This window comes from Bacillus sp. GS3m_15504, from assembly GCF_055825275.1.
The window spans coordinates 177,116-203,306 of the sequence record NZ_JBVVNL010000001.1; the positions used below are offsets into that span (position 1 = coordinate 177,116).

General features: G+C 35.9%; 33 protein-coding genes, 1 pseudogene and 1 other annotated feature. Of the genes and pseudogenes, 20 read left to right on the forward strand and 14 right to left on the reverse strand.

Annotated features, from left to right (window positions below; all coding sequences use genetic code 11):
• Positions 1–3: 3 nt before the first annotated feature.
• Positions 4–1,119: an aminopeptidase gene (locus AC0L0O_RS01035; RefSeq protein WP_000654739.1), complete on the reverse strand. Its 1,116-nt coding sequence runs from the start codon at positions 1,117–1,119 to the stop codon at positions 4–6.
• A 187-nt stretch (positions 1,120–1,306) separates the two neighbouring features.
• Here AC0L0O_RS01035 and AC0L0O_RS01040 point away from each other — a divergent pair, with 187 nt between their 5' ends.
• The 4 genes from AC0L0O_RS01040 to ccpA all read left to right on the forward strand — a co-directional run bounded on the left by AC0L0O_RS01040 (position 1,307) and on the right by ccpA (position 4,930).
• Positions 1,307–1,819, forward strand: a complete 513-nt coding sequence (locus AC0L0O_RS01040; protein WP_001197726.1) for a DUF948 domain-containing protein — start codon at positions 1,307–1,309, stop codon at positions 1,817–1,819.
• Positions 1,819–2,145: a bacillithiol system redox-active protein YtxJ gene (ytxJ, locus tag AC0L0O_RS01045; RefSeq protein ID WP_001057490.1), complete on the forward strand. Its 327-nt coding sequence runs from the start codon at positions 1,819–1,821 to the stop codon at positions 2,143–2,145. Before AC0L0O_RS01040 ends, ytxJ begins: the two co-directional genes overlap by 1 nt.
• A gap of 117 nt (positions 2,146–2,262) precedes the next feature.
• Complete coding sequence (locus AC0L0O_RS01050; protein WP_000738009.1) at positions 2,263–3,279, forward strand: CamS family sex pheromone protein; 1,017 nt, start codon at positions 2,263–2,265, stop codon at positions 3,277–3,279.
• A 652-nt stretch (positions 3,280–3,931) separates the two neighbouring features.
• Positions 3,932–4,930 (forward strand): catabolite control protein A, encoded by a 999-nt coding sequence (ccpA, locus tag AC0L0O_RS01055; RefSeq protein ID WP_001103295.1) that lies wholly within the window; start codon positions 3,932–3,934, stop codon positions 4,928–4,930.
• Between the two features lie 34 nt (positions 4,931–4,964).
• On the opposite strand, the gene AC0L0O_RS01060 is transcribed toward ccpA, so the two are convergent.
• The 3 genes from AC0L0O_RS01060 to dhp61 all read right to left on the reverse strand — a co-directional run bounded on the left by AC0L0O_RS01060 (position 4,965) and on the right by dhp61 (position 5,943).
• Complete coding sequence (locus tag AC0L0O_RS01060; RefSeq protein ID WP_001982812.1) at positions 4,965–5,327, reverse strand: DUF4288 domain-containing protein; 363 nt, start codon at positions 5,325–5,327, stop codon at positions 4,965–4,967.
• Between the two features lies 1 nt (position 5,328).
• Positions 5,329–5,565, reverse strand: coding sequence for a DUF3949 domain-containing protein (locus AC0L0O_RS01065; RefSeq protein ID WP_000637881.1), 237 nt, complete (start codon positions 5,563–5,565; stop codon positions 5,329–5,331).
• An 81-nt stretch (positions 5,566–5,646) separates the two neighbouring features.
• Entirely contained in the window at positions 5,647–5,943 is a 297-nt protein-coding gene (dhp61, locus tag AC0L0O_RS01070) for a protein Dhp61 (RefSeq protein ID WP_000389134.1), read from the reverse strand.
• 150 nt (positions 5,944–6,093) lie between these two features.
• On the opposite strand from dhp61, the gene AC0L0O_RS01075 reads away from it, so the two are divergent.
• Positions 6,094–6,366, forward strand: a complete 273-nt coding sequence (locus AC0L0O_RS01075) for a DUF3917 domain-containing protein (RefSeq protein WP_000636599.1) — start codon at positions 6,094–6,096, stop codon at positions 6,364–6,366.
• A 49-nt stretch (positions 6,367–6,415) separates the two neighbouring features.
• Here the strand turns inward: AC0L0O_RS01075 and mscL are convergent, their stop codons facing one another.
• The 3 genes from mscL to AC0L0O_RS01090 form a co-directional block, all read right to left on the reverse strand.
• Positions 6,416–6,814, reverse strand: coding sequence for a large-conductance mechanosensitive channel protein MscL (gene mscL, locus AC0L0O_RS01080; protein ID WP_000267003.1), 399 nt, complete (start codon positions 6,812–6,814; stop codon positions 6,416–6,418).
• Between the two features lie 128 nt (positions 6,815–6,942).
• Positions 6,943–7,869: a Gfo/Idh/MocA family protein gene (locus AC0L0O_RS01085; protein ID WP_428888893.1), complete on the reverse strand. Its 927-nt coding sequence runs from the start codon at positions 7,867–7,869 to the stop codon at positions 6,943–6,945.
• A 79-nt stretch (positions 7,870–7,948) separates the two neighbouring features.
• Complete coding sequence (locus AC0L0O_RS01090; protein WP_000475142.1) at positions 7,949–8,629, reverse strand: ankyrin repeat domain-containing protein; 681 nt, start codon at positions 8,627–8,629, stop codon at positions 7,949–7,951.
• A gap of 149 nt (positions 8,630–8,778) precedes the next feature.
• On the opposite strand from AC0L0O_RS01090, the gene AC0L0O_RS01095 reads away from it, so the two are divergent.
• The 3 genes from AC0L0O_RS01095 (at position 8,779) to AC0L0O_RS01105 (ending at position 11,334) form a co-directional block, all read left to right on the forward strand.
• On the forward strand, positions 8,779–10,233 hold the full coding sequence (locus tag AC0L0O_RS01095; protein WP_272183151.1) for a sensor histidine kinase: 1,455 nt from the start codon (positions 8,779–8,781) through the stop codon (positions 10,231–10,233).
• 1 nt (position 10,234) lies between these two features.
• Positions 10,235–10,924 carry a response regulator transcription factor gene (locus tag AC0L0O_RS01100; RefSeq protein WP_001982862.1) on the forward strand — a complete coding sequence of 230 codons (690 nt, stop codon included), beginning with the start codon at positions 10,235–10,237 and terminating at the stop codon, positions 10,922–10,924.
• 122 nt (positions 10,925–11,046) lie between these two features.
• Positions 11,047–11,334: a hypothetical protein gene (locus AC0L0O_RS01105; protein ID WP_428888896.1), complete on the forward strand. Its 288-nt coding sequence runs from the start codon at positions 11,047–11,049 to the stop codon at positions 11,332–11,334.
• Between the two features lie 52 nt (positions 11,335–11,386).
• Here AC0L0O_RS01105 and AC0L0O_RS01110 read toward each other — a convergent pair whose 3' ends face one another.
• From AC0L0O_RS01110 to acuA, 4 genes are all read right to left on the reverse strand, one after another.
• A complete protein-coding gene (locus AC0L0O_RS01110; protein WP_428888898.1) occupies positions 11,387–12,247 on the reverse strand; it encodes an alpha/beta fold hydrolase in 861 nt (286 codons plus the stop codon).
• Positions 12,248–12,439: 192 nt separating this feature from the next.
• Positions 12,440–13,606 (reverse strand): acetoin utilization protein AcuC, encoded by a 1,167-nt coding sequence (gene acuC / locus AC0L0O_RS01115; RefSeq protein WP_000092802.1) that lies wholly within the window; start codon positions 13,604–13,606, stop codon positions 12,440–12,442.
• Positions 13,603–14,247 carry an acetoin utilization AcuB family protein gene (locus tag AC0L0O_RS01120; protein ID WP_000634572.1) on the reverse strand — a complete coding sequence of 215 codons (645 nt, stop codon included), beginning with the start codon at positions 14,245–14,247 and terminating at the stop codon, positions 13,603–13,605. The genes acuC and AC0L0O_RS01120 overlap by 4 nt, the downstream gene beginning before the upstream one ends.
• Before the next feature lie 17 nt (positions 14,248–14,264).
• Positions 14,265–14,897, reverse strand: a complete 633-nt coding sequence (gene acuA, locus AC0L0O_RS01125) for an acetoin utilization protein acetyltransferase AcuA (RefSeq protein WP_000581406.1) — start codon at positions 14,895–14,897, stop codon at positions 14,265–14,267.
• Positions 14,898–15,073: 176 nt separating this feature from the next.
• Here acuA and acsA point away from each other — a divergent pair, with 176 nt between their 5' ends.
• The 6 genes and pseudogenes from acsA (at position 15,074) to tyrS (ending at position 19,911) form a co-directional block, all read left to right on the forward strand.
• Positions 15,074–16,792: an acetate--CoA ligase gene (acsA, locus tag AC0L0O_RS01130; protein WP_000862052.1), complete on the forward strand. Its 1,719-nt coding sequence runs from the start codon at positions 15,074–15,076 to the stop codon at positions 16,790–16,792.
• A 122-nt stretch (positions 16,793–16,914) separates the two neighbouring features.
• Positions 16,915–17,004: pseudogene (locus tag AC0L0O_RS01135) on the forward strand (acetyltransferase); the annotation flags it as partial.
• A gap of 67 nt (positions 17,005–17,071) precedes the next feature.
• Entirely contained in the window at positions 17,072–17,527 is a 456-nt protein-coding gene (locus AC0L0O_RS01140; RefSeq protein ID WP_000066442.1) for a hypothetical protein, read from the forward strand.
• Positions 17,508–18,053 (forward strand): RNA polymerase sigma factor, encoded by a 546-nt coding sequence (locus tag AC0L0O_RS01145; RefSeq protein WP_000057171.1) that lies wholly within the window; start codon positions 17,508–17,510, stop codon positions 18,051–18,053. The genes AC0L0O_RS01140 and AC0L0O_RS01145 overlap by 20 nt, the downstream gene beginning before the upstream one ends.
• Complete coding sequence (locus tag AC0L0O_RS01150; protein ID WP_001293796.1) at positions 18,034–18,279, forward strand: hypothetical protein; 246 nt, start codon at positions 18,034–18,036, stop codon at positions 18,277–18,279. Before AC0L0O_RS01145 ends, AC0L0O_RS01150 begins: the two co-directional genes overlap by 20 nt.
• A 76-nt stretch (positions 18,280–18,355) precedes the next feature.
• Positions 18,356–18,584, forward strand: a binding site (T-box leader).
• Positions 18,585–18,654: 70 nt separating this feature from the next.
• The gene (gene tyrS / locus AC0L0O_RS01155) at positions 18,655–19,911 is read left to right on the forward strand and encodes a tyrosine--tRNA ligase (protein ID WP_000512096.1); all 1,257 of its coding nucleotides are present in this window, start codon (positions 18,655–18,657) and stop codon (positions 19,909–19,911) included.
• 78 nt (positions 19,912–19,989) lie between these two features.
• On the opposite strand, the gene AC0L0O_RS01160 is transcribed toward tyrS, so the two are convergent.
• On the reverse strand, positions 19,990–20,277 hold the full coding sequence (locus tag AC0L0O_RS01160; RefSeq protein WP_428889012.1) for a YjdJ family protein: 288 nt from the start codon (positions 20,275–20,277) through the stop codon (positions 19,990–19,992).
• Between the two features lie 165 nt (positions 20,278–20,442).
• Here AC0L0O_RS01160 and AC0L0O_RS01165 point away from each other — a divergent pair, with 165 nt between their 5' ends.
• On the forward strand, positions 20,443–20,571 hold the full coding sequence (locus AC0L0O_RS01165; protein WP_000050944.1) for a hypothetical protein: 129 nt from the start codon (positions 20,443–20,445) through the stop codon (positions 20,569–20,571).
• Between the two features lie 121 nt (positions 20,572–20,692).
• On the opposite strand, the gene AC0L0O_RS01170 is transcribed toward AC0L0O_RS01165, so the two are convergent.
• Positions 20,693–21,874, reverse strand: coding sequence for a tyrosine-type recombinase/integrase (locus AC0L0O_RS01170; protein ID WP_473785614.1), 1,182 nt, complete (start codon positions 21,872–21,874; stop codon positions 20,693–20,695).
• Between the two features lie 65 nt (positions 21,875–21,939).
• On the reverse strand, positions 21,940–22,509 hold the full coding sequence (locus AC0L0O_RS01175) for a helix-turn-helix domain-containing protein (RefSeq protein ID WP_473785615.1): 570 nt from the start codon (positions 22,507–22,509) through the stop codon (positions 21,940–21,942).
• A gap of 137 nt (positions 22,510–22,646) precedes the next feature.
• Between AC0L0O_RS01175 and AC0L0O_RS01180 the strand changes: the two genes are divergently transcribed.
• The 5 genes from AC0L0O_RS01180 (at position 22,647) to AC0L0O_RS01200 (ending at position 26,127) form a co-directional block, all read left to right on the forward strand.
• Positions 22,647–22,841, forward strand: a complete 195-nt coding sequence (locus AC0L0O_RS01180) for a helix-turn-helix domain-containing protein (protein WP_473785616.1) — start codon at positions 22,647–22,649, stop codon at positions 22,839–22,841.
• A gap of 31 nt (positions 22,842–22,872) precedes the next feature.
• Positions 22,873–23,142 carry a hypothetical protein gene (locus AC0L0O_RS01185; RefSeq protein ID WP_473785617.1) on the forward strand — a complete coding sequence of 90 codons (270 nt, stop codon included), beginning with the start codon at positions 22,873–22,875 and terminating at the stop codon, positions 23,140–23,142.
• A 145-nt stretch (positions 23,143–23,287) separates the two neighbouring features.
• The gene (locus tag AC0L0O_RS01190) at positions 23,288–23,431 is read left to right on the forward strand and encodes a hypothetical protein (RefSeq protein ID WP_473785618.1); all 144 of its coding nucleotides are present in this window, start codon (positions 23,288–23,290) and stop codon (positions 23,429–23,431) included.
• 14 nt (positions 23,432–23,445) lie between these two features.
• Positions 23,446–23,742, forward strand: a complete 297-nt coding sequence (locus tag AC0L0O_RS01195; protein WP_473785619.1) for a hypothetical protein — start codon at positions 23,446–23,448, stop codon at positions 23,740–23,742.
• Between the two features lie 102 nt (positions 23,743–23,844).
• Positions 23,845–26,127: a phage/plasmid primase, P4 family gene (locus tag AC0L0O_RS01200; RefSeq protein WP_473785620.1), complete on the forward strand. Its 2,283-nt coding sequence runs from the start codon at positions 23,845–23,847 to the stop codon at positions 26,125–26,127.
• The last annotated feature ends 64 nt before the right edge of the window (positions 26,128–26,191 follow it).

A 26,191-nucleotide genomic window follows, 5' to 3' on the forward strand; every position in this document is an offset into this window, starting at 1 on the left:
TTATTATTTTAAGTTCTCTGGATTTAAAGCTTCTAATTCAGGTACAACGAAGCGTCCGTCTTTACGGATTAGTACGTCGTCGAAGTAAATTTCACCGCCGCCGTATTCAGGGCGTTGGATGCATACTAAATCCCAGTGAATGTTCGAGTTGTTACCGTTCCATGCATCGTCGTAAGCTTGTCCAGGAGTGAAGTGGAAGCTACCATCGATTTTTTCATCGAATAGGATATCTCCCATTGGATGTAAGATGTATGGGTTTACGCCGATTGCGAACTCACCAACGTAGCGTGCGCCCTCGTCTGTATCGAAGATTTTGTTAATGCGCTCTGTATCGTTTGCAGTTGCTTCAACGATTTGGCCGTTCTCGAACTTAAGTTGTACATTTTCAAATGTATAACCGTTGTAAGGAGATGGCGTGTTGTAAGAAACTGTACCGTTAACAGAATCACGAACGGGTGCAGAGTATACTTCACCGTCTGGAATGTTTAAATGACCTGAGCATTTAATTGCTGGAATGTCTTTAATAGAGAATGTTAAGTCAGTTCCAGGTCCAGTTAGGCGCACTTTATCTGTTTTATTCATTAATGTAACAAGGCTATCCATCGCCTTATCCATTTTACCGTAGTCTAAGTTACATACTTCGAAGTAGAAGTCTTCGAAAGCTTCTGTGCTCATTTTCGCAAGCTGTGCCATAGAAGCATTTGGGTAGCGAAGAACAACCCAGCGTGTTTTTGGAACGCGAATGTCTCTATGAACTTTCTTACCAACTGTTTGACCGTGAATTTGCATTCTCTCACTTGGTACGTCAGCTTGTTCGTTAATGTTATCACCAGAGCGAAGACCGATATAAGCGTCCATATCTTTCATTACGCTTGCTTCATACGCTGCGATTTGTTCGAAATGTTCTTCAGTAGCACCCATTAATAAAGAGCGATCTACTTGATGATCTTTTAAAGAAACGAATGGGAAACCACCAGCTGCATATGCTTCTTTTACAAGTGCAGTTACAAGTTCTTTTTGTAAGCCAAAGTTTTCAATTAATACTTTTTCGCCTTTTTGTAAGCGAATAGAGTAGTTAATTAAATTGTATGCTAACTTTTCAATGCGTGGATCTTTCATATGTAAAGCCTCCCTACTAATTATGTATCCTCTCCTATTGTAACCTACTTAGTGGAATTTGTTGAATGATTTATGTTAAAGTTAACGAATAAGTATGAAAATTCTAATGAAAAGATAGGGATTAGAACGAAACGGAAAATGATTGTATAATAGGGGAAAGTATGAAAAAGATAAAGGAAGTGATGAAATGCAAGTTCTTTTATATGTAAGTGCAGCTATTATCGCGGTTGCTTTCGCTGTATTAGTAGTGTATGTATGCAGAACGTTGTTATCGGTTCAGAAGACGTTAGAAAACGTTGCAAGCACGTTAGAAGGTTTAGAAAAGCAAATGCAAGGGATTAGCGTAGAGACGGAGCAATTATTACATAAGACAAATGCGTTAGCTGATGACATTCAACAGAAGTCACAATCATTAAATAAAGTAGTGTCGGGTGTAGATGGAATTGGAACGACAATCCATTCTTTAAATACGAAACTTCGTAATGTATCAGAGTCTGTTACGGACGAAATTGAAAATAATGCAGATAAAGTAGCGCAAGTTGTACAGTGGAGTAGCGCAGCAATTGAAGTATACAATCATTATCGTGCGACAAGACAAGAGAAAAAGGTTGAAAAAGAAGAGCGTAAATTAGAAAGACTTGAGAAAAAAGCTGAAAAGAAAGAGAAGCGCTCTAGACTTCGTATGAGAGGTGAATCGTGATGAATATGACAAAAGTTGAAACAATTGAAGAGCTTGAAGTATTAGTAGAAAAAAACGAACCTTATGTTCTTTTTAAACATAGTACGACATGCCCGATTAGTCATGGTGCCTATACAGAATTTCAAGCTTATTGTAGTGAAGAAAGGGCAGTGCCAGCGTATTACTTATACGTACAAGATGCGAGAGATGTTTCGAATCGTGTTGCAGAACAGTACAGCATTAAACATGAATCTCCGCAAGTGTTATACATAAAAGATGGGATGGTAGTATGGAATACGTCTCATTGGAACATAAAAAAAGACGCTTTAGAAGAGAATATTAAGTAAAAAGAAGCAAGCGAAAGGTGCTTGCTTCTTTTTTTTGTTTTTGTTGAAATATATTTAATGGTACACTGTTATTAGTTCAAATTAAATAACTAGATTGTTGAAAGTAGGTTTTAAGTAATGAAGAAAATGGCATTATCTTTCGCGGTCGTAAGTCTATTACTAGGAGCTTGTAGTAATGATACGATTAGTAAGAAGGATGAAGTTATACAGAAAGATACGAAAGAAAAAAGTATGATTCCGAGAACTGCTGTTTCTAAAGATTATTATAGAACTGTAATTCCTTTAAAAGAACAAAAGGTTATAAATACAGCTAATATAACAACAAATTCTAAATTAGATTTAGCAGAGTATGAAAATGGTTTAATGAATATTGCGAAAGAGCAATTTGATACAGAAAATCATGTGCTTCAATTAAATCAGTATATTCCTGAGAAGTTAGTTGATGAACTAGTCGCAAAAGTAAAAGCGCCCGTTTTGACAAATATTATAGAACAAGACTATTTCGGAAAGCAGAATTCAAACGAACTAAGTTTATCTGGTGTTATGATCGGTTTAGCTATGTCTTCAAGTGTATCGAATGAAGAAGCAATGTCTAAGGGGACTGAAGTTGCCAATCAACTGATTGAAGCTATTCATAAAAATGACAAGTATAATAAATCCCCAATTACGTTTGCTATCTTTAAGCAAGAAAGTACAAGTTCTTTAAAAAATGGTACGTATATTGCTAGTGCTACTGTTCAAAAGAATGATACGAACCTTGGAAATTGGAATGCGATTGAAGAAAAAGCGTATTCATATCCTTCTGATGAATTTACACAAGCACATGGAGAAGATAATACAAAAATAGATGACTTTGCTAAGGAAATGAAAGGTTTTTCTCCTGGAGACTTTATTCCAGTAAATGCTAAAGTTTCTTATAAGAAAAATCAAATGGATACATTAAATATGAATATTGTTATTAAATATAACGGTAAAACAGAATTAATGGCTCTTACTCAATTGGCTGCTCAAATTATGTTAGAACAATTACCGAAAGATGCAAAAGTACAATTGCAGATAAAGTCCGAGAATAAAATCGAGGCAATTGTTATAAAAGAGAAAAACAGCGATAAACCGTTTGTTTCCTTCTTATAAAAAAAGACAGTGTTTAAACTGTCTTTTTTTATTGTAAATAAAAGTGTAAGATAGGACAGAGCGCTGCGTAATACGCTCCATATTTCCGCTGTACCTTCCTGCCCTTGCATTGGCGATGTAACGCATTGTGATCTTCGCAAATTGCCGAGTACTTCTAGATCCAGCGCATCAAGTGGCCATCATTGTCGATTTTTGTTGGTAAGTCGATATATTCAAAAAATCGCTGATATATTTCGAGTTGTGGTCGATATATTTAAAAAATCGCTGATATATTTCGAGTTGTGGTCGATATATTTAAAAAATCGCTGATATATTTCGAGTTGCGGTTGATATATTCAAAAAATCGCTGATATAAATTTCAATTACTATCTAGCGTACTGCTTAAAATAAGATTTCTACTTATGAAACATCTATATTTTTACAAAAAATGCCCTTTTTTTCATAAAAAATACGAAAATACGAGAAAAGAAGCGAATTTTTTCGAAACTTTTGCGGGAAAATATTGTATGACCCTGCGTTTTTATCGTATCATTAGTAAAAGGAAGAACTCGGGACGATTGGTGGCATCTGCAAATAGAGTTGATGTCTTTTTTTCATTCAAGTAACCGATACATAAAAATAGATAGCAAAAATAGAAGGAGTGTGCGATGAGATGAACGTAACAATATATGATGTAGCGCGCGAAGCGAACGTTTCAATGGCTACCGTATCACGCGTTGTGAACGGTAACCCAAATGTAAAGCCTACAACAAGAAAGAAAGTATTAGAAGCAATTGATCGTTTAGGATACCGCCCAAATGCGGTAGCACGTGGATTAGCAAGTAAGAAGACAACTACAGTAGGTGTTATTATTCCTGATATCTCAAATACGTTTTATGCAGAACTTGCTCGTGGAATTGAAGATATCGCAACAATGTACAAATATAACATCATTTTAAGTAACTCTGACCAAAACAAAGAGAAAGAGTTCCATTTATTAAATACGATGCTTGGAAAACAAGTGGACGGAATTGTTTTCATGGGTGAAGATATTACAGACATTCACATTGAAGAATTTAAAAAGTCTCCAGTACCAATCGTATTAGCAGCGTCATTTGATGAGCAAAATGAAACGCCATCAGTAAACATTGATTATACACAAGCAGCTTACGACGCAATGAAGCACTTTATTGAACAAGGACATAAGCGTATCGGTTTCGTCTCTGGTCCTTTCATTGATAAAGCGGGAAGCGCGAAGAAATTACAAGGTTATAAAAAAGCTCTAGAAGAAGCAGGTATTTCATATGATGAAAATCTTGTAATCGATGGAGATTACACATATGACTCAGGTATCGAAGCATTCGAAAAGCTTTGGAGCCTTGATGAGAAGCCGTCAGCAATCTTCGTATCTTCTGACGAAATGGCACTAGGTGTAATCCACGCAGCACAAGACGCTGGATTAAACGTACCAACTGATGTAGAAGTACTTGGATTTGATAATACACGCCTTGCATTAATGGTTCGTCCGCAACTTTCAACAGTTGTACAACCGATGTATGATATCGGTGCAGTAGCAATGCGTCTGTTAACAAAGTATATGAACAAAGAAAAAGTGGAAGATCACACTGTTATCTTACCTCACCGTATCCAATTTAGAGATTCAACGAAGTAAGTATAAAAAAGCTCACAGCGATTGCTGTGAGCTTTTATTTATATTCAGGATAGTATGTTTGAACTATAGTATCCACCGTTTCATTTTTCTTAACGTGTAAAAATCTTGCGTATAATTCTTTTCCGGTTTCAAATGGGGCATTGTCTAATTCAAACACATGCAATACTTTTCGAAACGTCCACGTTATTTGCTCGCCGTCCATGTTATCGTACGTATGCTCAGACTGTATAGCGATTTGTTCACTTAGTGCATGGGCCTCTTCCAAACTGTGTGCCTTAACAAGAATAATACTTTCTTCAAAAAGTGTATCGTGATTTTCTTCATAATGCTCATCCATTTTCGTAGGATCAGGCTCACCAGAATGAACAGATTCAAACAATAATTTTACAGCGTACATATTATGCTGCATGTTTCACTCTATAAATAATACTTGCGACAAGTGAAGCAGGTATTGTAAATACGTTACTTTGGTAATGGTAATGTATTTGGGATTCTTCATAAGACATGTTGTCATATAGTTCGTTTTGTGACATATTCATTTTCTTCTGTTTTTCTTTGAGTATTTTAATGTAGTTATACTGTATTGGGACGAGAATGATGAAATAGGCTAATACGATTAGTGAAATCCAAATCATTATGAACACTCCCTTATAAAGAATATTTATATATGGTAATTATATCAATATATATGAAAAATATCCATTTTTTTCTGGTGGTCAATTTCCTTTCCAAAATGCAAAAAGTTCTTCAGGACTTCGTAAATTATGTTCAAGACATGTTTGTGCAGTATGTTTAAAGTTTTGTATGAATTGTTCTAACCTAGAAGGATCATATTGTTTCACATTGCCAGCAATAATAGTTTCATCTTTATCTAAGTTAAGTGATATTTTTAGCGAAGTTATATTTGTTTTTAGTTGTACAACTTCCATGTAAAAAAACTTTTTGTCTAAGTCAATTATAATATAATCATATCGCTCTACTTGTTTAAAGTATCCTACAATATCATCTTCCAATTGAAACCCTCCCAAGTACTATAGCTTATCTGGAAGACTTCTATATAGATTGTATGATTCCTTGTTATATGTCACATAAGTGTAAAAATAACTATTATAGGGCAATGTCATGTATAATAGAAAGAAAAGGCTTGTGAGGGGGGAAAAGAGATGATCGTTCTTTGGATAATTACGCTTTGTATGACTGCTATTTTTGCATATATGACGTTAAAACAAAATGGTTTAAAGCGATTTGTTCCAGGAAGTATTCTTGCAGGAATTGCCCTTATCACGTATGTAACTTCTATTTTTATTGAAAGTGTATCGGTGGATATGAGCACAAGTTTAATGTTTATGGGGATTACACTATTTGCAAGTAGTATTATGGTACTTATGGTTGCTGGTATTATTTTATTTATTCATATGAATTCGGAAACGTTATAGCATATAAAAAAGGCATGTCCCGATGGGACATGCCTTTTTATCCGTTCAATTATGCTCTATCTTTAGAAGAGTTTTGTTGTTTTAATAAGTCGCGAATTTCGCCAAGAAGTTCTTCTTCTTTTGTTGGTTCTGGAAGTTCTTCCTCTTTTTCTTCTTCTCTTTTAGATGTTAGTTTGTTGAACACTTTAACGAACATAAAGATAGCAGCTGCGATAATTAAGAAATCAAAAATAGTTTGGATGAAGTTACCATACATAATAGATGATTTACCGAATGTAATTTTTAAATCTGTAAAGTCAACGCCACCTAATACCATACCAAGTAATGGTGTAATAATATCTTTTACTAAAGAACTAACGATTTTACCGAATGCAGCACCGATTACAACCCCGACAGCTAAATCGATTACATTCCCTTTGAACGCGAATTTCTTAAACTCGTTCCACATGTGTTAATCCCACCCTTTCCACGATTCATTATGAAATTTATAATTCCTATCAACATATTCTATAGAAATTTGCGTGAGAAATAAAGGGGAAATGGGAATGAAAGTAAATTCTGAAAAATGTATCCGTTTTAATTTTTGTTTATATCATTCAGTAGAGATTGGAGCATTTGCTGCGTTTTTAATCCTTCTAATCCATCTACTAACGGCTTTGTGTCTCCGTGTACACAGTCAATAAAATGATGAACAGCATCTTCAAAACCGCGTTGTTTTAACGTCGTTTCCCATGAGGGGGAACCACTTTGTGAAACAGAGTTTTCCTGTTCAACTTCAAATGTGTTCATGTTTTTTACACGAATGATTTTTCCCGCCGTTACAAGTTCAATTTGTTCTAAATTTGTACCGGCATGGCGGTGCATTGCGGTAGAAAGTAACAGTCCATTTGCAGTTGTATATGTATGATGTCCGTAAAGAAGTTCATTCTTTTCATTGATTTGCATCATATTATGAACGACGTTAAGCTCATCGTTAGCTAACCAGCGAGCAGTATCTACAATATGTAAGTAATCATCTAACATCGTAAAGTCGTACGTATAGGGCCCGACTTTATTTGTACGATGCTTTTCAATTCGAATCCATGAAATATGATGAGCTTGCCCTTTTGCCGCAACATACATAGGAACGAAGCGGCGATTAAATCCGACCATTAACTTTCGGTTATATTTTTCGCTCAACTCGACTAGCTTCTCAGCTTGTTCTACTGTAGCAGCTAGCGGCTTATCAACGTAAACATCGATTCCTTTTTTCAGAAGTTCAGAAACGATTTCATAATGCGATGCAGTTGAACTATGAACGAAGATTGCATCGCATTCCGAAGCTAACGTTTCAATAGAATGGAAGTCTTGAATGCGGTATTGCTGGCAAATTTGTTTTCTTTTTTCCGCGTTAGGTGTAAATGCCCCTACAAAATTCCAATTTGTTTCTTTTGTAAGTGTTGGAAGATAGGCTTTTTGTGCGATACTTCCAAGTCCAATCATTCCAATTTTAGGTTTGTTCATTTGTATTCCCACCCTATTCATATTGTTATAACGAGTTAAATGTAGCATAGGGCGGGAAAGGAAGGCAAAAATTAGCGTTTTACTTATGTCCTTCTAGCAAAATCTTCTCTATCTCTTCAAAGTGATGAGCACGAGCATGCTCTAGCGGAGTAACACCATCATTATCTGGAATGTTTATATCTGCACCGTGCTCAATAAGAAGGCGGATGACTTGTTGTTGTGTTTCATTTCCGTTACTTAGTACGATGGCTTCCATTAAAGCTGTCCATCCGAGGTTGTTTACATGGTTTACATCGATATTTGTTCGCGTGAGGAGTTCTTTTATAACATCAATATAACCATGTTCTGAGGCTGGGATAAGAGCTGTACCGCCATATCGATTCGTAAGCGATGGATCTGCGCCAGCATCAATTGTTAGTTTTAAAATATCTAAGTAACCTTCTGCCCCAGCGTATAAAAAGGGATTGTTTTTCATATCATCTTGGATATTTACGTCAGCACCAGCATCGATAAGCGCTTTTGCGGTTTTTACATCATTTTTGTATGTAGCAATCATAAGAGGGGTACGTCCTTTATTGTCTGTTATATTTATGTCAGCCCCTTTTTTGAGTAACGATATAACAGTATTCGTTTCTTGTTTCTCAGTAGCTGTTAGTAGCGCTGTCTCCATGTTTGTCATCTCCTTTTTAACTTCTTGTTCTTGTGAGCAACCTTGTAAAAAAATTACGCAACATATCATGCTTAATGTTTTTTTGAACATGGAATTTCAACCTCCTCATTTCAACTGTAAAAGAAGAACATTAAATTTTTATAAACTGACGCTAAAATTACTATAAAATCGCTTGAGTATTTGAACATATATTTTTATGCTTATGAGTAATAAGGTTTGATAAAGTGAGGATGTAACATATGTCTATTAAAACAAGGTTTTTATTTTCTTATATCGCTGTCATTCTCGTTTCCATTACGCTTATATTAGTCGCGGGATTTTTAATCGTTTTTTCGATAACAGGTGATTTGGAAGCAGTGAAAAATTTCTATAAAAGCTCCTATATTCAAAAGCCGCTTACGTCAGAAGAAGAGAATGCGTATATTGAGTTAAAGACGGCAGCAAAGAAACATCAATCGCAACTATTAGATGAATCGTTCGTTTCATCACTTGAAAAAGAAGGGGTGAAAATCGTTGTAAGAAAGGGAGAAACCATTTCTTATGCTACAAAAGTATTTGAAAGTGTGGCTTTAAAGGAAGCCCTCCCGAAATTTGAATCAGCAAATATTAATAGTCGTGGTACAACGGAATTAGGCGATACATTTTATCGATATGTAAAGTTTGATTTTTATTTTCCTCAGGAAGAAGAGGGGAGTATATTTGTATTAAAGAAGCAAAGTTCATTTGTAGATCTTACACAAAAGTTATTTCCGATTTTGTTCGTATCACTTTTACTGTTAGCTATTTTACTTATTGGATTATTAAGTTACCTCGTCTCAAGAAGTGTCATAAAACCAATCTTTGTATTGAAAGATGCGACTGGGAAAATTAAAGAAGGAAATTTAGATTTTCAAATACCAGTTACATCGCACGATGAAATCGGGCAATTAAATCAAGGATTTGAGGAAATGAGGAAGAAATTAAAAGAATCGATAGAGATGCAAACGCAGTATGAAGAAAATCGAAAAGAGCTCATTTCAAACATCTCTCACGATTTAAAAACACCGATTACATCTATTATTGGATATGTAGAAGGAATAAAAGACGGAGTAGCAAATACGCCAGAAAAAATGGAGAAGTACTTAACGACTATCCATACGAAAGCAAGACATATGGATACACTCATTGATGAATTATTTTTATTCTCAAAGCTCGATTTGAATCGAGTTCCCTTTCAGTTTGAAACGGTTGAATTAAATATGTTTATGCAAGAATTAATAGAAGAGATGCAGATGGATTTAAGTAAAGAAGGTATAGAAGTTAACTTACAATTACATGCATCCCCACTTTATGTAAAGGCTGATTGCGAAAAGATAAATAGAGTGATATCAAATTTAATTCATAATAGTGTGAAATACATGGATAAAGAAGAAAAGAAAATTACTGTAACAGTATGGAGTGATAACAATAAAGTGATTGTGAAAGCAATGGACAACGGATCAGGTATAGAATCTGATACACTTCCTTATATTTTTGAACGTTTCTATCGTGCAGAGCAATCGCGAAATTCTAGTACAGGTGGAAGTGGACTTGGCTTAGCGATAGCGAAGCAAATTATTGAAGAACATGGCGGGAATATTTGGGCGGAAAGCGAGCTTGGGGAAGGCACAAGCATTTTCTTCTCATTGGAAAAAGTAGAGAAATGTGGTGAGTAAATTGAAAAGAATTTTACTAATAGAAGATGAAGTAAGCATTGCAGAATTACAGCGAGATTATTTAGAAATTAATGATTTTCAAGTTGATGTAGAACATTCAGGAGAAACAGGTTTACAAATGGCCCTGCAAGAAGACTACGATTTAATTATTTTAGATATTATGCTTCCGAAAATGAATGGATTTGAAATTTGTAAGCAAATTCGAGCTATAAAAGATATTCCGATTCTACTTGTTTCAGCAAAAAAAGAAGATATAGATAAAATTCGCGGGCTCGGATTAGGAGCGGATGATTATATAACGAAACCGTTTAGCCCGAGTGAGCTAGTAGCAAGAGTAAAAGCCCATATTTCTCGTTATGAAAGATTATTAGGAAATGTAAGTAAGCAACGCGATACGCTATATATTCACGGAATCTCTATTGATCAAAGGGCGAGGAAAGTTTTTATAAACAATGAAGAAATCGCCTTTACAACGAAAGAATTTGATTTATTAACATTCTTTGTCACAAACCCAAACCAAGTATTAAATAAAGAACAGTTATTTGAACGCATTTGGGGATTAGACTCCGCTGGTGATTTAGCAACTGTTGTCGTTCATATTAGAAAGTTACGTGAAAAAATTGAAAGAGATCCTGCTCACCCGCAATATATTGAAACAGTGTGGGGGGCTGGTTATCGTTTTAATGTGTAGGGAACCTGTCAAAGTTTTGGCAGGTTTTTTTTGTATGTGATCAAAAGGGGAGAATAGGTAATTTATGTTAAACTATAAAGAGAGATAAAAACATAGGAGAGTGTGAGAGGGCGTGCTACATTTTGGGGGATATATTAAAAGATAATAAATCAAACAAGATTTTAAAGGTTGGAACTAATATCATACTTGTTTTATTACTAATAGGTGCAATACAAATGTTTTATGATGACGATTATACGAATGATCATTTCGGTGGGTTATTTATGATGGTCTTTTTTATAATTAAAATCATTTCTAGTTTTATGATAAGTTTAAAAGAAGGAGATAAAAAGGCAGTAGTACTTGATTTGAGTTTAATGGTTTTTTCTGTTCTTCTTTTAGTTGTTTCTAGTATGAAATATTTCTTTTGAAAAAAGCTTATAGTCTTATAGAGGCTGTGAGCTTTCTTTAATAATAACGGTACTAGTGTAACGATTTATAAAATTCTTGAGTAGTAGAAATAAATTGAGCAGCTTCTTCTAAGAAAGGATAATGATTACTTTCTTCAAATATCACAAAAATAGAATTACGTATGCCCTCATGCATCTCGATAGAATACTGAATCGGACATTGCACATCGTGTCTTCCGCACATAATTATTGTTTTTGTTTTTATAGAAGGTAAATGCTCTCGTAAATCAAATGATGGATATTCATGAGCAAAAGCGTTCATCCGGCTAGCGGACATTGTTTTTTTGATTGGTTTATCAAAATAAGAATTGTAGTTTGCGGGTTTATATAAAGATAATTTTGTTCGTTTGGTAGATAGTTCTTTTCGTTCCTCATTTGTAAGGTGGTGACTTTTTAAGTTTTCAATGAGCTGTTGCATATAATGAAACTGAGGATGTTCCGGATGATAAATACAAAATGGTGTTTCAGTATAATTACTTGCTGCGGCTCCAACGACGACTAGTGATTGTAAGGGATTTGGATATGTAATCGCATATAAAAGTCCAAGCATACCACCTGTTGAATGACCGGCGAAATGCCATGTTGGAAGTTGTAAAGCTTCTCGTATAGCGTCTAAATCGTGAATCGTTTCAATCATACTTAATTCTTTTTCTGAATTGGCTTTTACCGAGTTACCAGCGTCTCGTAAATTAATGAGGAATACACGATGCGTAGCAGTGAAAACATCCGCAAAGTAATCACCAGTCTCATTAAATTGGGAATAGTGATGTGTAATGCAAAGTGGTTCGCCACTGCCTTTAGTAAAAAGCTCGAATGTGCCGCGTTTCGTGTTGACCATTTGTTGTTTCCACATAATATCACGACCTTTTCCCATAATGTCCGTTAGTACATAAAAATATATCAGCGATTATTAGAATATATCGGCGCAACTCAAAATATATCAGCGATTATCAAAATATATCGGCGCAACTTGAAATATATCAGCGATTATTAAAATATATCGACTCACCGACAGAAATCAACAATAAATAAAAGGAGGCTATTCAAAAACGAGCCTCCTTTTCGTTTAGTACAAAGATTTTTTCATATTATTCCGAATAATTTCAAGGGATTTTGCTACAGTTAATGCGTTCTTTTCTTCAATTTCTGGTTTGCGGGGGATAGGTTTATACATGTTGTCTGGATCTTCCCATGTGAGGGGAAGTTCTGTTTCTGCTTGTCCTTTCCAAGCGTCAATCCATTCTGGAGGGAGATAACCTGAGATGTTTTGGATGTTGTTCATTTCGAGCCAAATGAGTGCCCACGCTCTTGGGACGACGCGCCAGTGGTCATAGCCACCGCCGCCGACAGCAATCCAGCGACCTTCGCAATATTCGTTAGCGATTTCGCGAGCGAGCTTTGGTATCTCGCGGTAAATATTCATCGTTGCGCAAAGGTGTGTAAGTGGGTCGTAGTAATGTGCGTCAGCACCATTTTGCGTTAAAATAATATCCGGTTTAAAGTATGCGGCCACTTCTCTTACGACAGTTCGATAGGAATCTAAAAACGATTCGTCTTCTGTAAAAGCATCGAGTGGAACGTTAAAAGAATAACTATAGCCATTACCTTGTCCGCGTTCGTTTACAGCGCCAGTTCCAGGGAATAAATATCGACCAGTTTCATGTAGTGAAATGGTGCATACGTTAGGATCGTCATAAAAGGACCACTGTACACCATCACCGTGATGAGCATCTGTATCAATATATAAAACGCGTAAACCGTATTTCTTTTGAATATATTTCATTGCGATGGAACTATCGTTATAAATGCAAAAGCCAGATGCTTTGCCGCGGAAGCCATGATGTAAGCCGCCTCCTAAGTTAAGTGCGTGTTTTACTTTCCCAGAAAGAACAGCATCGACAGCTGTTAACGTACCACCAACGAGTAATGCGCTTGCTTCGTGCATATTTGGAAACATCGGTGTATCTTCTGTTCCGAGTCCATATGTCATCGCAATTGATTTTTCTAACTTACCTTCTCCAGCACGTTTTACCGCATTTATGTACTCCTCTGTATGAATGTAGGCAATCTCTTCATCTGTAGCCATCCGTGGTGAGATGATTTGGGAAGGAGAGATGAAACCGCCCTTTTGTAATAAATCATACGTAAGTGTGACGCGCAGTTGGTTAAAGGGATGATCAGGGCTAAATGAATAGCCCCGAAAGTCATCTGAATAAATAAACGCGCTACTCATGCTTGCATCCCCATAATGTTTGGCCATAATACGCGGTAGCCTTCTGCTTCAAGTGCATCAATCACTTTTAGCGGATTCATCGTTTGAATGCGGAAAACGAGTACTTTATCATTCTCATCTTTTGCTGGGTAGACGAGAACGCTCACGATATTAATTTGTAACTCACTAAAAATAGCAACGACTTTTCCGAGAATGCCAGGTTCATTTTTTACTTGAATTTCAATTTGTGAACTCGGTTGATGTGCTCCTGTTAATTTCACTAACGTGTGCAGTACAGTAGATTCAGAAATAATTCCAACTAACTTTCCTGCCTTTGTAACAGGAAGACAGCCAATTTTATTTTCAAAAAATAAAGTAGCAATTTCCTCAACGAAATCGAGAGGATGGCAAGTCATAACAGGGTGTTTCATAATAAGTTCAAGTGGTTGCTTCAGCATATCGAGTGAAACTTGTTCATCTAAAATAGACGGACTTGCATCTCTTACATCCCGATCAGAAATAATGCCTACGACATGATTATTTTGATCGACAATTGGAATGTGCCGAATGCCTTTCGTGCGTATCGTTCGGATTGCTGTTTCGATTGTATCGTTTGGACGTAGTGTCACCACATCTTGATTCATAATTTCTTCTACAATCATTCCAGTTGCCCCCTTTATTAATACATAAAACGATTGTGAAAACGTAGACGATCAAATGCTTGAATAGAATCCGTATCAACGCGTTTACCGATGCGGACCATTAAACAGTTAGCAGGATGTGAACAAATTTCAGGATCATCTGTAGCCATCCATTGTAACCCGCCAGCATTCATCATCTTTTCCATTACTTTTCGGTACTCCCAAACATTTAAACCTGTTTGTTTTAAATCCCAGTGCCAATAATATTCAGTCGTCAATATAATGTAATCTTCCATATAATCGTCCATCATGGAAACTTCTAATAAGTTCTTTCCGACAGCGCAACCACGGAAGGCAGGGACAACTTCAATCGCCCCGAGTTCAATTAAGTTTTCCATCTTTCCTTCTGACCATCGTTCAAGTGGATCAGGATACAAGTATGTAACATATCCAACAATCGTTTGGTCATGTCTAGCAATAATGAGACGAGCTTCTGGCAATTTAGAAATTTCGACAATTGCTTTATATTGCTGCTCGGCAGGACGAAACGCAACTAAATCTGTATGAAATTCATACATTTCTAAGTTATGTGTAGAGACAGGCCCTTCAATAATTAAAGTGCCTTTCGCTGTTTTTAAGTTTCTAGCATTATATATTTTTTTATGAATCAATGTATTGCTCACCACCTTGAGGGTTTGTGAATCTATTCATATCGTACTTTATAATATATGCGATGTGAATCGAAATTTGTCATTAAAAATTTGTCTAAAAATCAACAAATATACTGAAAATTTTAAATAATGTTATTATAATAGATAATAGAATACATAGGAGGGGGATGTAAAGTATGAAAGTAGAAACGCTTCCTGTCATTAAAGGAGAAAATAATTTGCCGAATTATGATGAGGCATACGCGAATTTTAACTGGGAAGAGGTTAATAAAAACTTTACTTGGAATGAAACAGGCCGAGTAAATATGGCGTATGAAGCAATTGATAAGCATGCGAAATCCGATCGAAAGAATAAAGTAGCCCTTTATTATCAAGACGGATCTCGAAAAGAGAAGTATACATTTAAGGAAATGAAGGATTTTTCTAATAAAGCAGGAAACGTCCTAAAAAACTATGGCGATGTAGAAAAAGGCGATCGCGTTTTTATTTTTATGCCACGTTCTCCAGAGTTATATTTCGCACTTCTTGGTGCAGTGAAATTGGGAGCAATTGTTGGTCCGCTATTTGAAGCATTTATGGAAGGCGCAGTTCGCGATCGTTTAGAAGATAGCGAAGCAAAAGTGTTAATTACAACACCTGAATTGTTAGAGCGTGTACCATTAAATGATTTACCTGCTTTAAAAACAGTCTTCCTTGTTGGAGATAATGTAGAAGAAGGCGGTAAAACGGTAGCATTCAATCCTTTATTTGAACAAGCTTCAAAAGAATTACATATTGAATGGTTAGGCCGTGAAGACGGTTTGATTTTACATTACACGTCTGGTTCTACTGGTAAGCCAAAAGGTGTGCTTCATGCGCAAAACGCAATGGTTCAGCACTATCAAACGGCGAAGTGGGTATTAGATTTAAAAGAAGACGATGTATATTGGTGCACAGCTGACCCAGGCTGGGTAACGGGAACTGCTTATGGTATTTTTGCACCGTGGTTAGTCGGGGCATCAAATGTTATTTTAGGCGGACGCTTTAGTCCAGAAGCGTGGTATGAAGCACTGCAAGATTACGGTGTAACAGTTTGGTATAGTGCACCAACAGCGTTCCGTATGTTAATGGGTGCTGGACAAGATGCAATTAAAAAATACGATTTATCACAAGTGCGTCACGTATTAAGCGTTGGTGAACCGTTAAATCCAGAAGTAATTCGCTGGGGTATGAACGCCTTTGGACTTCGTATTCATGATACGTGGTGGATGACAGAAACAGGTGGACAAGTTATTTGTAACTACCCTTGTATGGAAATCCGTCCAGGTTCAATGGGTAAGCCAATTCCAGGTGTAAAAGCAGCGATTGTTGATAATGAAGGAAATGAAGTGCCACCATACACAATGGGTAACTTAGCAATTGGCAAAGGTTGGCCAGCTATGATGCGCGGAATTTGGAATAACAAGCAAAAGTATGAGTCTTACTTCATGCCAGGCGATTGGTACGTATCAGGTGACTCTGCATACATGGATGAGGATGGATACTTCTGGTTCCAAGGGCGTATTGACGATGTAATTATGACGTCAGGTGAGCGCGTTGGTCCGTTTGAAGTGGAAAGCAAATTAATCGAGCATGCTGCTGTTGCAGAAGCTGGTGTAATTGGTATCCCTGATCCGGTGCGTGGCGAAATTATTAAAGCATTTATCGCGCTTCGTGCAGGGTACGAACCATCTGAAGAATTAAAAGAAGAAATCCGTCAATTTGTAAAGAAAGGTCTAGCAGCTCATGCAGCGCCAAGACAAATTGAATTTAGAGATAAATTACCGAAAACGAGAAGTGGTAAAATTATGCGCCGCGTATTAAAAGCGTGGGAGTTAAACTTACCAACAGGTGACTTATCAACGATGGAAGATTAAGAGAGAAAGGCCTGAACGAAATAGCGTTCAGGCCTTTCTTTTTTATTCCCTCTTTAACCTACATAGAAGTTAAAGAGGGAATAAAATGAAAACAGAAAAAAATGATACTAGGAGAAATGTAGATAACGACTGATCCAGTTGTATCAAAAGGTGTGCCAGATCATGTAGTAGTTTACGGGAATCCTGCAAAGATTATTAAAAAACTAAAATAATATTTGAACGAAGTATCTTCCTCGTCTGTATACATTTATGAAACAATAGATGAGGGAGGCTTTTTATATGTCTAATAAATTACTTCTTACTTTTGCTTTAATTGGAATTATAGCTGTATTTTCTTGTGGTTTACTATTACCGATGCCAATCGGATTTAAAGTGTCGATGATCACAGCTGGAGTTATGATGATTGTGATGTTTTCCATCATTATTCCGTTTGATAGAAAGTATATAGTACGGAAAAAAGGATATAAAATTGATTTTACAAAAACAAAAGTGTACTTTCGTTGGAATGTATTTGATACGATTTCGGCTTGTCTTGCAGTGTATGCATGCATATGTGTGCAAGCATTAAATATTTTAGTTTCAACCGGCCAGACAATTCAAAATCCGTACGTTCAATTTTTTACGAATCAATCACAAGTATGGATTATTGTCGCAAGTTGCTATTTAATTTCCCGCATTTCGTTAACGTTAAAAGGAATAAAGGAGATCAAAAATCATGGCGCAGATTGGGATTGAGGAGGAGCTCATGCTTGCGTATCAAAGGGGAGATAAGCAGGCTGGGGAAAAACTATATGTTTTAATCAAACCAGCGCTATACACATTTTTATATCGATTTAATCGAGATGAACAATTGAGTATCGACCTTGTGCAAGATACGTTTTTGACGTTAGAACGAAAGAAACATATGTATGAACTTGAAAAAGGAAAAATAAAAACGTATTTATTTCAAATCGGTTATCGCCTTATGATTAATAAATTAAATAGAAGAAAAAAGTGGCGTACGCTTTTGCCGTTTTTAGTGCCGATTCCGGAAAAAGAATTTTCTCACGAAGATCGGCTCACAGTAAGGGACGCGATTTTGAAAGTTCCTGAAGAGCAAAGAGCGGTCCTGATCCTTTCTTATTATCATGATATGCAGCAAAAAGAGATTGCAGAGGTATTAGATATTCCAGTCGGAACGGTGAAATCAAGACTCCATAACGGGATAAAGAAATTGAAACAATTGCTGGAGGTGGACGAAATTGAGCGAAAATCCCTTTAAGAGTGAATATAAATTAAAACAGCATTTAGATAGTGACCATGTAGAAGTACCGGACTTTCCAAAAACGGTAAGTCGATTCGATCGATTAATCGGGTTTCTTGGTTCCCCGGCGAAAGATCCTGTGGAGGCTACGATTGGGAATGATTTATCAGTTGTGTTTCACGTATCGTTATTAGTTGGGGTTCCAATTCTTTCTCTTATTACGATACTCTTTATGACGTTGTAAAGGATTGGCAAGAAGAGAAACCCGACCTTATTTGACACGCCTATATAAATGATGGTATAAAGAAAAGTATATGAATAATTGAGCGTGGAAAGGGAGAAGTAGTGATCATTTCCCTGTTTTAGAGAGCTGATGGCCGGTGAAAATCAGCACATAGATGATCGCGAATTACGCCCCTAGAGCATCTTTTTTCGATTGAATTGTATTCAAAAGGGAAAAGACGGTGCTAAGCCGTTATGTAAATAAGGTGGTAGGCTTTTTTGGTCTGCAACTAGGGTGGTAACGCGATAATCAAAATCGTCCCTTATTTGAAGGGGCGATTTTTTTATGTTTTCAACCTTCACGCCAGTAATGAACTTAAAGGAGAGTATGTAGGATATGGGTATTTTACAAGATCTTGAATTTCGCGGTCTAATTAATCAGCAAACAGATGCTGAGGGCCTTGAGCAATTATTAGAAAAAGAAAGCGTTAAATTATACTGTGGTTTCGACCCGACAGCGGATAGCTTACACATTGGTCATATGTTACCAGTATTAATGTTACGTCGTTTCCAATTAGCTGGTCACCAACCAATCGCACTTGTTGGCGGTGGTACTGGTATGATCGGTGATCCAAGTGGTAAAAAAGCAGAGCGTACATTAAATACGAAAGATACAGTTGCTTACTACACAGAAAGCATTAAAAACCAACTTTCAAACTTCTTAGAGTTCGAAAACGTGGAAAACCCAGCAACAATGGCTAACAACTATGACTGGCTTGGTAACTTAGATGTCATTTCATTCTTACGCGATATTGGTAAAAACTTCGGTTTAAACTATATGTTAGCAAAAGATACAGTAGCATCTCGTTTAGAGACTGGTATTTCATTCACAGAGTTTAGTTACATGATTTTACAATCATACGACTTCTTAAACTTATACCAACACCATAATTGCCGCCTACAAATCGGTGGTAGTGACCAATGGGGTAACATTACAGCTGGTCTTGAATTAATCCGTAAATCAGAAGAAGATGCGAAAGCATTCGGTTTAACAATTCCACTTGTTACAAAATCTGACGGTACGAAGTTTGGTAAAACAGAAGGCGGCGCAATTTGGTTAGACCCAGAGAAAACAACTCCTTACGAGTTCTACCAATTCTGGATTAACACAGATGACCGCGATGTTGTTAAATACTTAAAATACTTTACATTCTTATCTCATGAAGAAATTCTTGAGCTTGAAAAGCAAGTAGCCGAGGCACCAGAAAAACGTGCAGCACAAAAAGCATTAGGTGCAGAAATGACAAAACTTGTTCACGGCGAAGAAGCATTAGAGCAAGCGATTAAAATTTCAGCTGCATTATTTAGCGGTTCTGTAGCAGAATTGACTGCAAGCGAAATCGAGCAAGGATTCAAAGACGTACCATCTGTAGAACGCACTGCAGAAGATACAGTATTAATCGACTTACTTGTAGAAAGCAAAATCTCTCCATCAAAACGTCAAGCGCGTGAAGATGTAACGAACGGCGCAATCTACGTAAACGGTGAGCGTACACAAGCATTAGACTACGTTGTAACAGAAAAAGACCGCATCGAAGGTAAATTCACAATCATTCGCCGCGGTAAGAAGAAATATTTCTTAATTCGTTACTAATTAGAAACGAATATAAAACAAATAGTACCCCGAATTGTAGGTTGAAAAGTTTATGATTCGGGGTTTTTATGTATGGATTTAAATCCCCGGATCTTTTCTTTTAAATAGAGTATAAAGAATTAATATAAGCATATAAAGTAAGCTAATGAGCATAACGATAAATGCTGTTGGATAAAATTTTGCTGCATATATAAAGAAATCGATTTGATAAATATCTTCGTAATTTGAAACGGTGCCTTTAAAGTAATTCGTAAATTTAGCGCTATATTTCCATTCATCAGGATTATCTATTAAATTACTTCCCTGATACCAACTCATAAGTGCGGAAGTAATAAATAGCATAAATGAACTTCCGAGTTGAACCATTTTGTTTATTGTCAAAAAGAATCCACCTCCTATTTTATGGTTATTATATCGTGTATTCATATGCCTGTAACCTTTTTGTTGTAATCTCCTTTTCGAGTTCATACGGAAATCACATGTAAGCGGTATGATAAATGTATAACAACTAGAAAGGAGTGGTAAAACAAAATGTCACTAGAAGCGCTCATTATTTTTTCTTTGCTAAATGCGGGTCAGCTTGCAGAGAATTCGAAGGTGGATGTACATAAAGAGCAGAAAGATGCTTATGTATATGTTCAGAAAGAGGAAAATAAATAACTTTATTTTATATATAAACGAAAAAAGCCAATCCACAGGATTGGCTTTTTGTCATTAACGAGAGTAGAACTCGATAGTATTATAAAGTCTTATTATATCAGTGTTTGAAGCGTATTTATTATTAACTGGCCCCAAATTTGGCCCCACTTTCTGCTAAACTCTGGCTAAATAACTCTACTGACATGGACTCCATTTCCTTCAATACATGGCCATAAATTTCATAAATCATTTGTGGAGTATTCCCTAAACGTTCTGCAATCACTTTTACATTTAAACCTTGGTTTAATAGTATGGTACAGTGTGTATGGCGTAAGCCATGTATTGTTATTGAGGGAAGATTTGTTTTATTTAATACCCTTCTAAATGCATATAGTACACTGCTATCTGTTATAGGCTTCCCGGTTTGATATGATGTAAATACGAAAGATTCATCTTTTAGTTTGTATCCAAAAGATAGCATTACTTCCATGCACCACTTACGATATGTTTTTAGTTGGCTTACAAGTACATCATCTATTAGAATTGTTCGATAGCTGTTTTTTGTCTTGGGTGATCGTATACCCTTATTATCTCTGGTACGTTCAATAGTAATTGTTTTATTATCAAAGTCGATGTTTTTCCACTGCAATCCACAGGCTTCTCCTCTACGAATTCCTGTGTATGCAACAGTTAATAAAAATGTATAGTTCGTGGTGTTTTCTTCATGTTTAGCTACTTTTAAAAATTCAACTAATTGTTCAGGAGTGAAGTAATTAGTGTTTTCCTCTTTAATAGTTTCTTGACTTGAAAGTTTAATTTTTGTGAAACGATTACGGGATAATATTTCATCTTCCACAGCTGCATTAATGGCAATTTTAAAAAGGGTGTGGAATAAATGAACTGTACTTGGTTTGTACTTCTTTTCAAGTACATTCAAGAATTCTCTTTTATATGTGGTTCTATCCAACGTTTGTAACTTGTAATGGCCAAGCAATGGTTTCATTTGTAAGCGAATGGCCATTTCACGTTGAGCCCGAGATGTTGGTTTCCAACTATTTTTATGAGTGTTATACCAAGTATCCAACCATTCTCCAACGGTCATTTGATCGTGTTCTACTTGTTTAGCTTCACCACGTATTGTTGCAACTTTCACTTCTAAAAGGGACTTGAGGGCTTCTTTTTCTGATTTAAATCCTCTTTTCTTTTTCTCTTTCCTTTTACCTGTACTGTCGTAATACTTGTGACGGTACATCCACACTTTTTCATTACTTGCATTGAAATAATAGTATATTTCCGGATCTTTTGCTGATTTATGCAATTTCACTATTACCATTCCTTTCATTGCTTTGGCTGGCGTATGCATAGGAATGGATAAGTGTTGAATTGGTGTTATTTATCTTTGTCACGATCAGATGAATCTTGGTTTAAAAATGCAAACTTAAAATTCTTCATATCGTCATATTCTTTTTCAATGTCTTCATCTGAAGGGCAATTTACTTCAAGTTTTTCAAATAAAACTTCTAATATTTTTGTAGCTGTTTGCCTCTGTTCATAATTTAGCGATTTGCCACCAAAAAATACATTGCTCCCATTTAAAAGTATTTTTAAATCAGGATAGTGTAGTTGACGATAGTCATGTAGGAGAGAAGATTTCATGTCTCTTTCTATATATGCTTCTTCTTCTTCAGGTGTCATGGAATTATAAAATGCTTCCATTTCTCTTCTTTGTTGTATTTCTGCATCTGTATATAATCCAGCTCTCCATGCTAATTCAGTAAAATCAACTTCAAAAGCTTCAGATAGTTTTTTGATGATATCAAACGAAGGGTTTCTTTGCCCTTTTTCAATTTGTGATAAGTATGGTTGAGAGATACTAGATATTTCGGAAAGTTTGGAGAGAGTTAATTGTTTCTTTTGTCTCAATTCTTTAATATACATACCAATATTTTTTTTGTTCATTTAAATCACTCCTTTTTTATCAATAATAAACATTATTCATTGCAAAAGCAATAAAATGAAAATAAATTGCAATAAAATATTGCAAAAGCAATAAAGTGGTGTTATATTTATTGCAACAGCAATAAAGGAGGGAAGACATGAAGAAAATTACATTAACTGTAAAAGAAGTCGCGGAATTATTAGGTGTTTCTTTGACAACTGTATATTCAATGGCTCGTATGGGAGAAATACCCCATGCAAGAATTAAAGGTAAAATTCTTTTTCACCGTCCGACAGTCGAGGCATGGTTAATTAATGGAGCTATGCAAAGTTGTGAAAAAGTAGAAGCATAATTTAATTGATAGATAGAAAGAGGTGAAAATAGTGATTCCTGCAAATGTGCAAGTCAATATTGATGAAAAAGCCATCAAGGAGTACATACAGCAACAGATAGACCAGCAGATTCACGAAACATTGTTAATGGTTGATATTGAAAGATTAGTAACCATTACATCAATGAGCAAAAGATTTTTGGAAGATGAGATTTTGTCAGACCCTCGTATGAGATTAATAGAGCGACGACGTAATAGAAAACGTTGGTGGTTTTATAAGAGGGCTTTGGAAGCAATAGAAGAGATTGTGAATGATTGGTAGACGATAACGCTTTGGCTGGCGTGTGCATAGGAAAAATAAAGTTGTTGATCAGATGGTCGAGCGGACTGAAAATAAACGTGATGTTGGGACTTATAGCTAATATGGGGGTAGCAACCTTAATTGAAAAAGAGTGAGGTGAATACATATGAACGGGGTATTATCGGCAGCAAGGATGATGAAGGGGCATGAAATTATAAAACGATGTGCAGAAGCCAGAAAAAATCCTGAGATTTTAGAAGCTATGGAGTTTGAAGCTAAGAAAAGATTGTACGAAATGAATAGTAAATAAGGAGTGTTAGAAACATGGGGAATTTAAGAACTTTAGCATTCGGGTTAGATCATGAAGTAGGTCAAATTAAAGGGCATACAGATACTTTAATCGATGTAGAAACATTGTTATACCAATTAAATGACAAAATGTTCGAAGTAGAAATGAAAGGCGAAGAAAGAAATTATTACAGAGACCATCATAGAACAATTAGAATCTTGTGGCATGTCGTACGTCAGTTACAAGCTGAATTAAATGACAGTGTTGAAACATTCGATAAAATCAATACAGATTTATTCAATGAGGTTGTGAAAAATGGTAAAAATCAATAAAAAAGATATACGAATTAGCGGTTCGTATATCTCAAAAGGTAATTATTTATCTACTTATATTTTAGCATCAAGTTAATTAGACAGCAATAGGAGGTGATATATATGCTTGATAATTTTAATAATATACCAACAGAATTGAAAAAAACTCCTAATTGGGTCTTGTGGAAATCGCAAGTTAGATCGGGGAAAACAACAAAGGTACCATATCAACTTAATGGATCTATGGCTCAATCAAATAACCGTAATACTTGGTCTACTTTTGAGGAAGTTTTGGGAGAGTATCAACAGGGAGATTATAGCGGTATTGGTTTTATGTTTTCTAAGGAAGATGCGTTCATAGGGATTGATATAGATCATTGTGTCCAGGAAGGGGGGTTTACAGATTTAGCAAAGGACATTATGACGATTGTTCCAAGTTATACAGAATACTCGCCCAGTGGTCAGGGGATTCATATTATTGCAAAGGGAAAATTACCGTTAAGAGGGCCGGGCACAGGAAAGAAAAGTCCTGCCCTAGGTCTTGAGATATATAGGCACGGAAGATACTTCACATTCACGGCTAACAGTATAAATAACCTCCCTGTGGAGGAATCAACTGAAAACTTAAAAGTTCTTTTTCAGAAGTATATAGAGAAGAAGGAAGTACCTGCAGCACCAAAAACACCTTATGTTTCAAGGAAAAGTAATATAAGTATTCTATCTGATGCAGAACTATGGGAGCGAATGTTTGATAGTAAAAGCGGTGCAGCCATTAAAGATTTATTCCAAGGCATTTTGATAAATGGTGACCATTCTTCAACGGATATGGCTTTATGTAATCATCTAGCATTTTGGACGGATAAAGATGCTGCAAAGATGGATTCCATGTTTAGAGAATCAGCTTTAATTCGTGATAAATGGGATAAACCACATTCAAGTGATGGCCGTACATATGGGGAAATGACAATTGAAAAAGCAATTGAATCTACCCACAGTTCTGTTTCGGATTATAACCGTAGTTCTGATTACAACCGAAAAAATGATGTTCATTATTTGGTAAATGAACAAGTTGAAACAAATGGTATAAAAAAAGGCTCATGGTGGAGCGAAAATAACGGAAGGACTAGTTTTTTACATCATATCATGGTCGAGTACATTTTACAGGAAAATAAAATTGTACGTTTTCCAAATGAAGATGGTGATATCTATGTTTACAACAAAGCTACTGGAATATATGAACTTGATAAAACGTGTAGGAAGTTACGTTCACTCGTTCGTGATGCAGAGATATTAAAAAGAAATCAAGTGCGTGAAGTACAAGAATACATTATGGATATGTCACCAGTAGTAAATGAAGAATCCAAGAATTATATAGCAGTAGAAAATGGTTTATTGCATCTTGATAGTATGGAATTTAAAGAGTTTACACCAGAGGTATTTGTAACCAAAAAGATACCTACAAAATATAATTCAAATGCTTTTGATTCATTTGTTGAAAGAACGCTGATGAAAGTATCTGATGGACATTTACCTACTATCAAAAATATTCATGAAATGTTTGGAGCGGTTTTGTATCCCACCTTGTTAGTTCCGAAAATGTTTTATCTGTATGGACGTAGCGCCCATAACGGGAAATCTACGGTTTTATATATGATACAGAAGACATTTAATTCTGGGGAGAACATATCAGCGATAAGTCCGCAGAAATTGGCGGAAAATGCCTTTGCGGGTAGTAGCATTTATGGGAAATTGGCAAATATCGTAGATGATCAACCCGATGAGGTAATACGTGATAGTGGAACATTAAAAACTATCATTACAGGTGGGTATGTCGATATCGAATTTAAGGGAAAGAGCAGTCAAACAGTACAAATGAACACGGTATGTATTACAGCTAGTAATCATTATCCTAATTTCAGGGAATACGGCAATCAGATTAATAAACGACTGCATATTTTACCGTTTGATCATAATTTTATGAACGACTCAGAACGTATATCAGAAATGGAAAGCATGAAACAACTTGAAACAGTAAGTGCAAGGGAATATGTCTTGAAATTGGCGGTAGATGCTATAAAAGAAATGAAAAAACGCACGGTTGATATTTTAACATACAACGAGAAGGCGGAGGAAGCGAAACAGAACTTTATGGAATACAATGATCCACTTGCCGACTTCTTTTTTGAATACGATAAGCAATTTTTTGAAGAAGTCAGGGGTACGGATGCTTTGAAGGCATATGACGAATGGTGCAAAGATAACCACGTTCAGCATCCGTTAGGGCAAAAACAATTCAAAGATTCAGTATGTACTAAGTATGAAATGGAATGGAAAGATAAGATGACAAAAATTAATGGTTCATGGAAAACAGTTAAAGGGTTTAAGTCAAAACCAGCAATAAAATAGCAATAAGCATAAACCTTAGAGTTGCAAGGCTTTAGAGTGTTTGTATTGCGGAGTCAGCAATAAA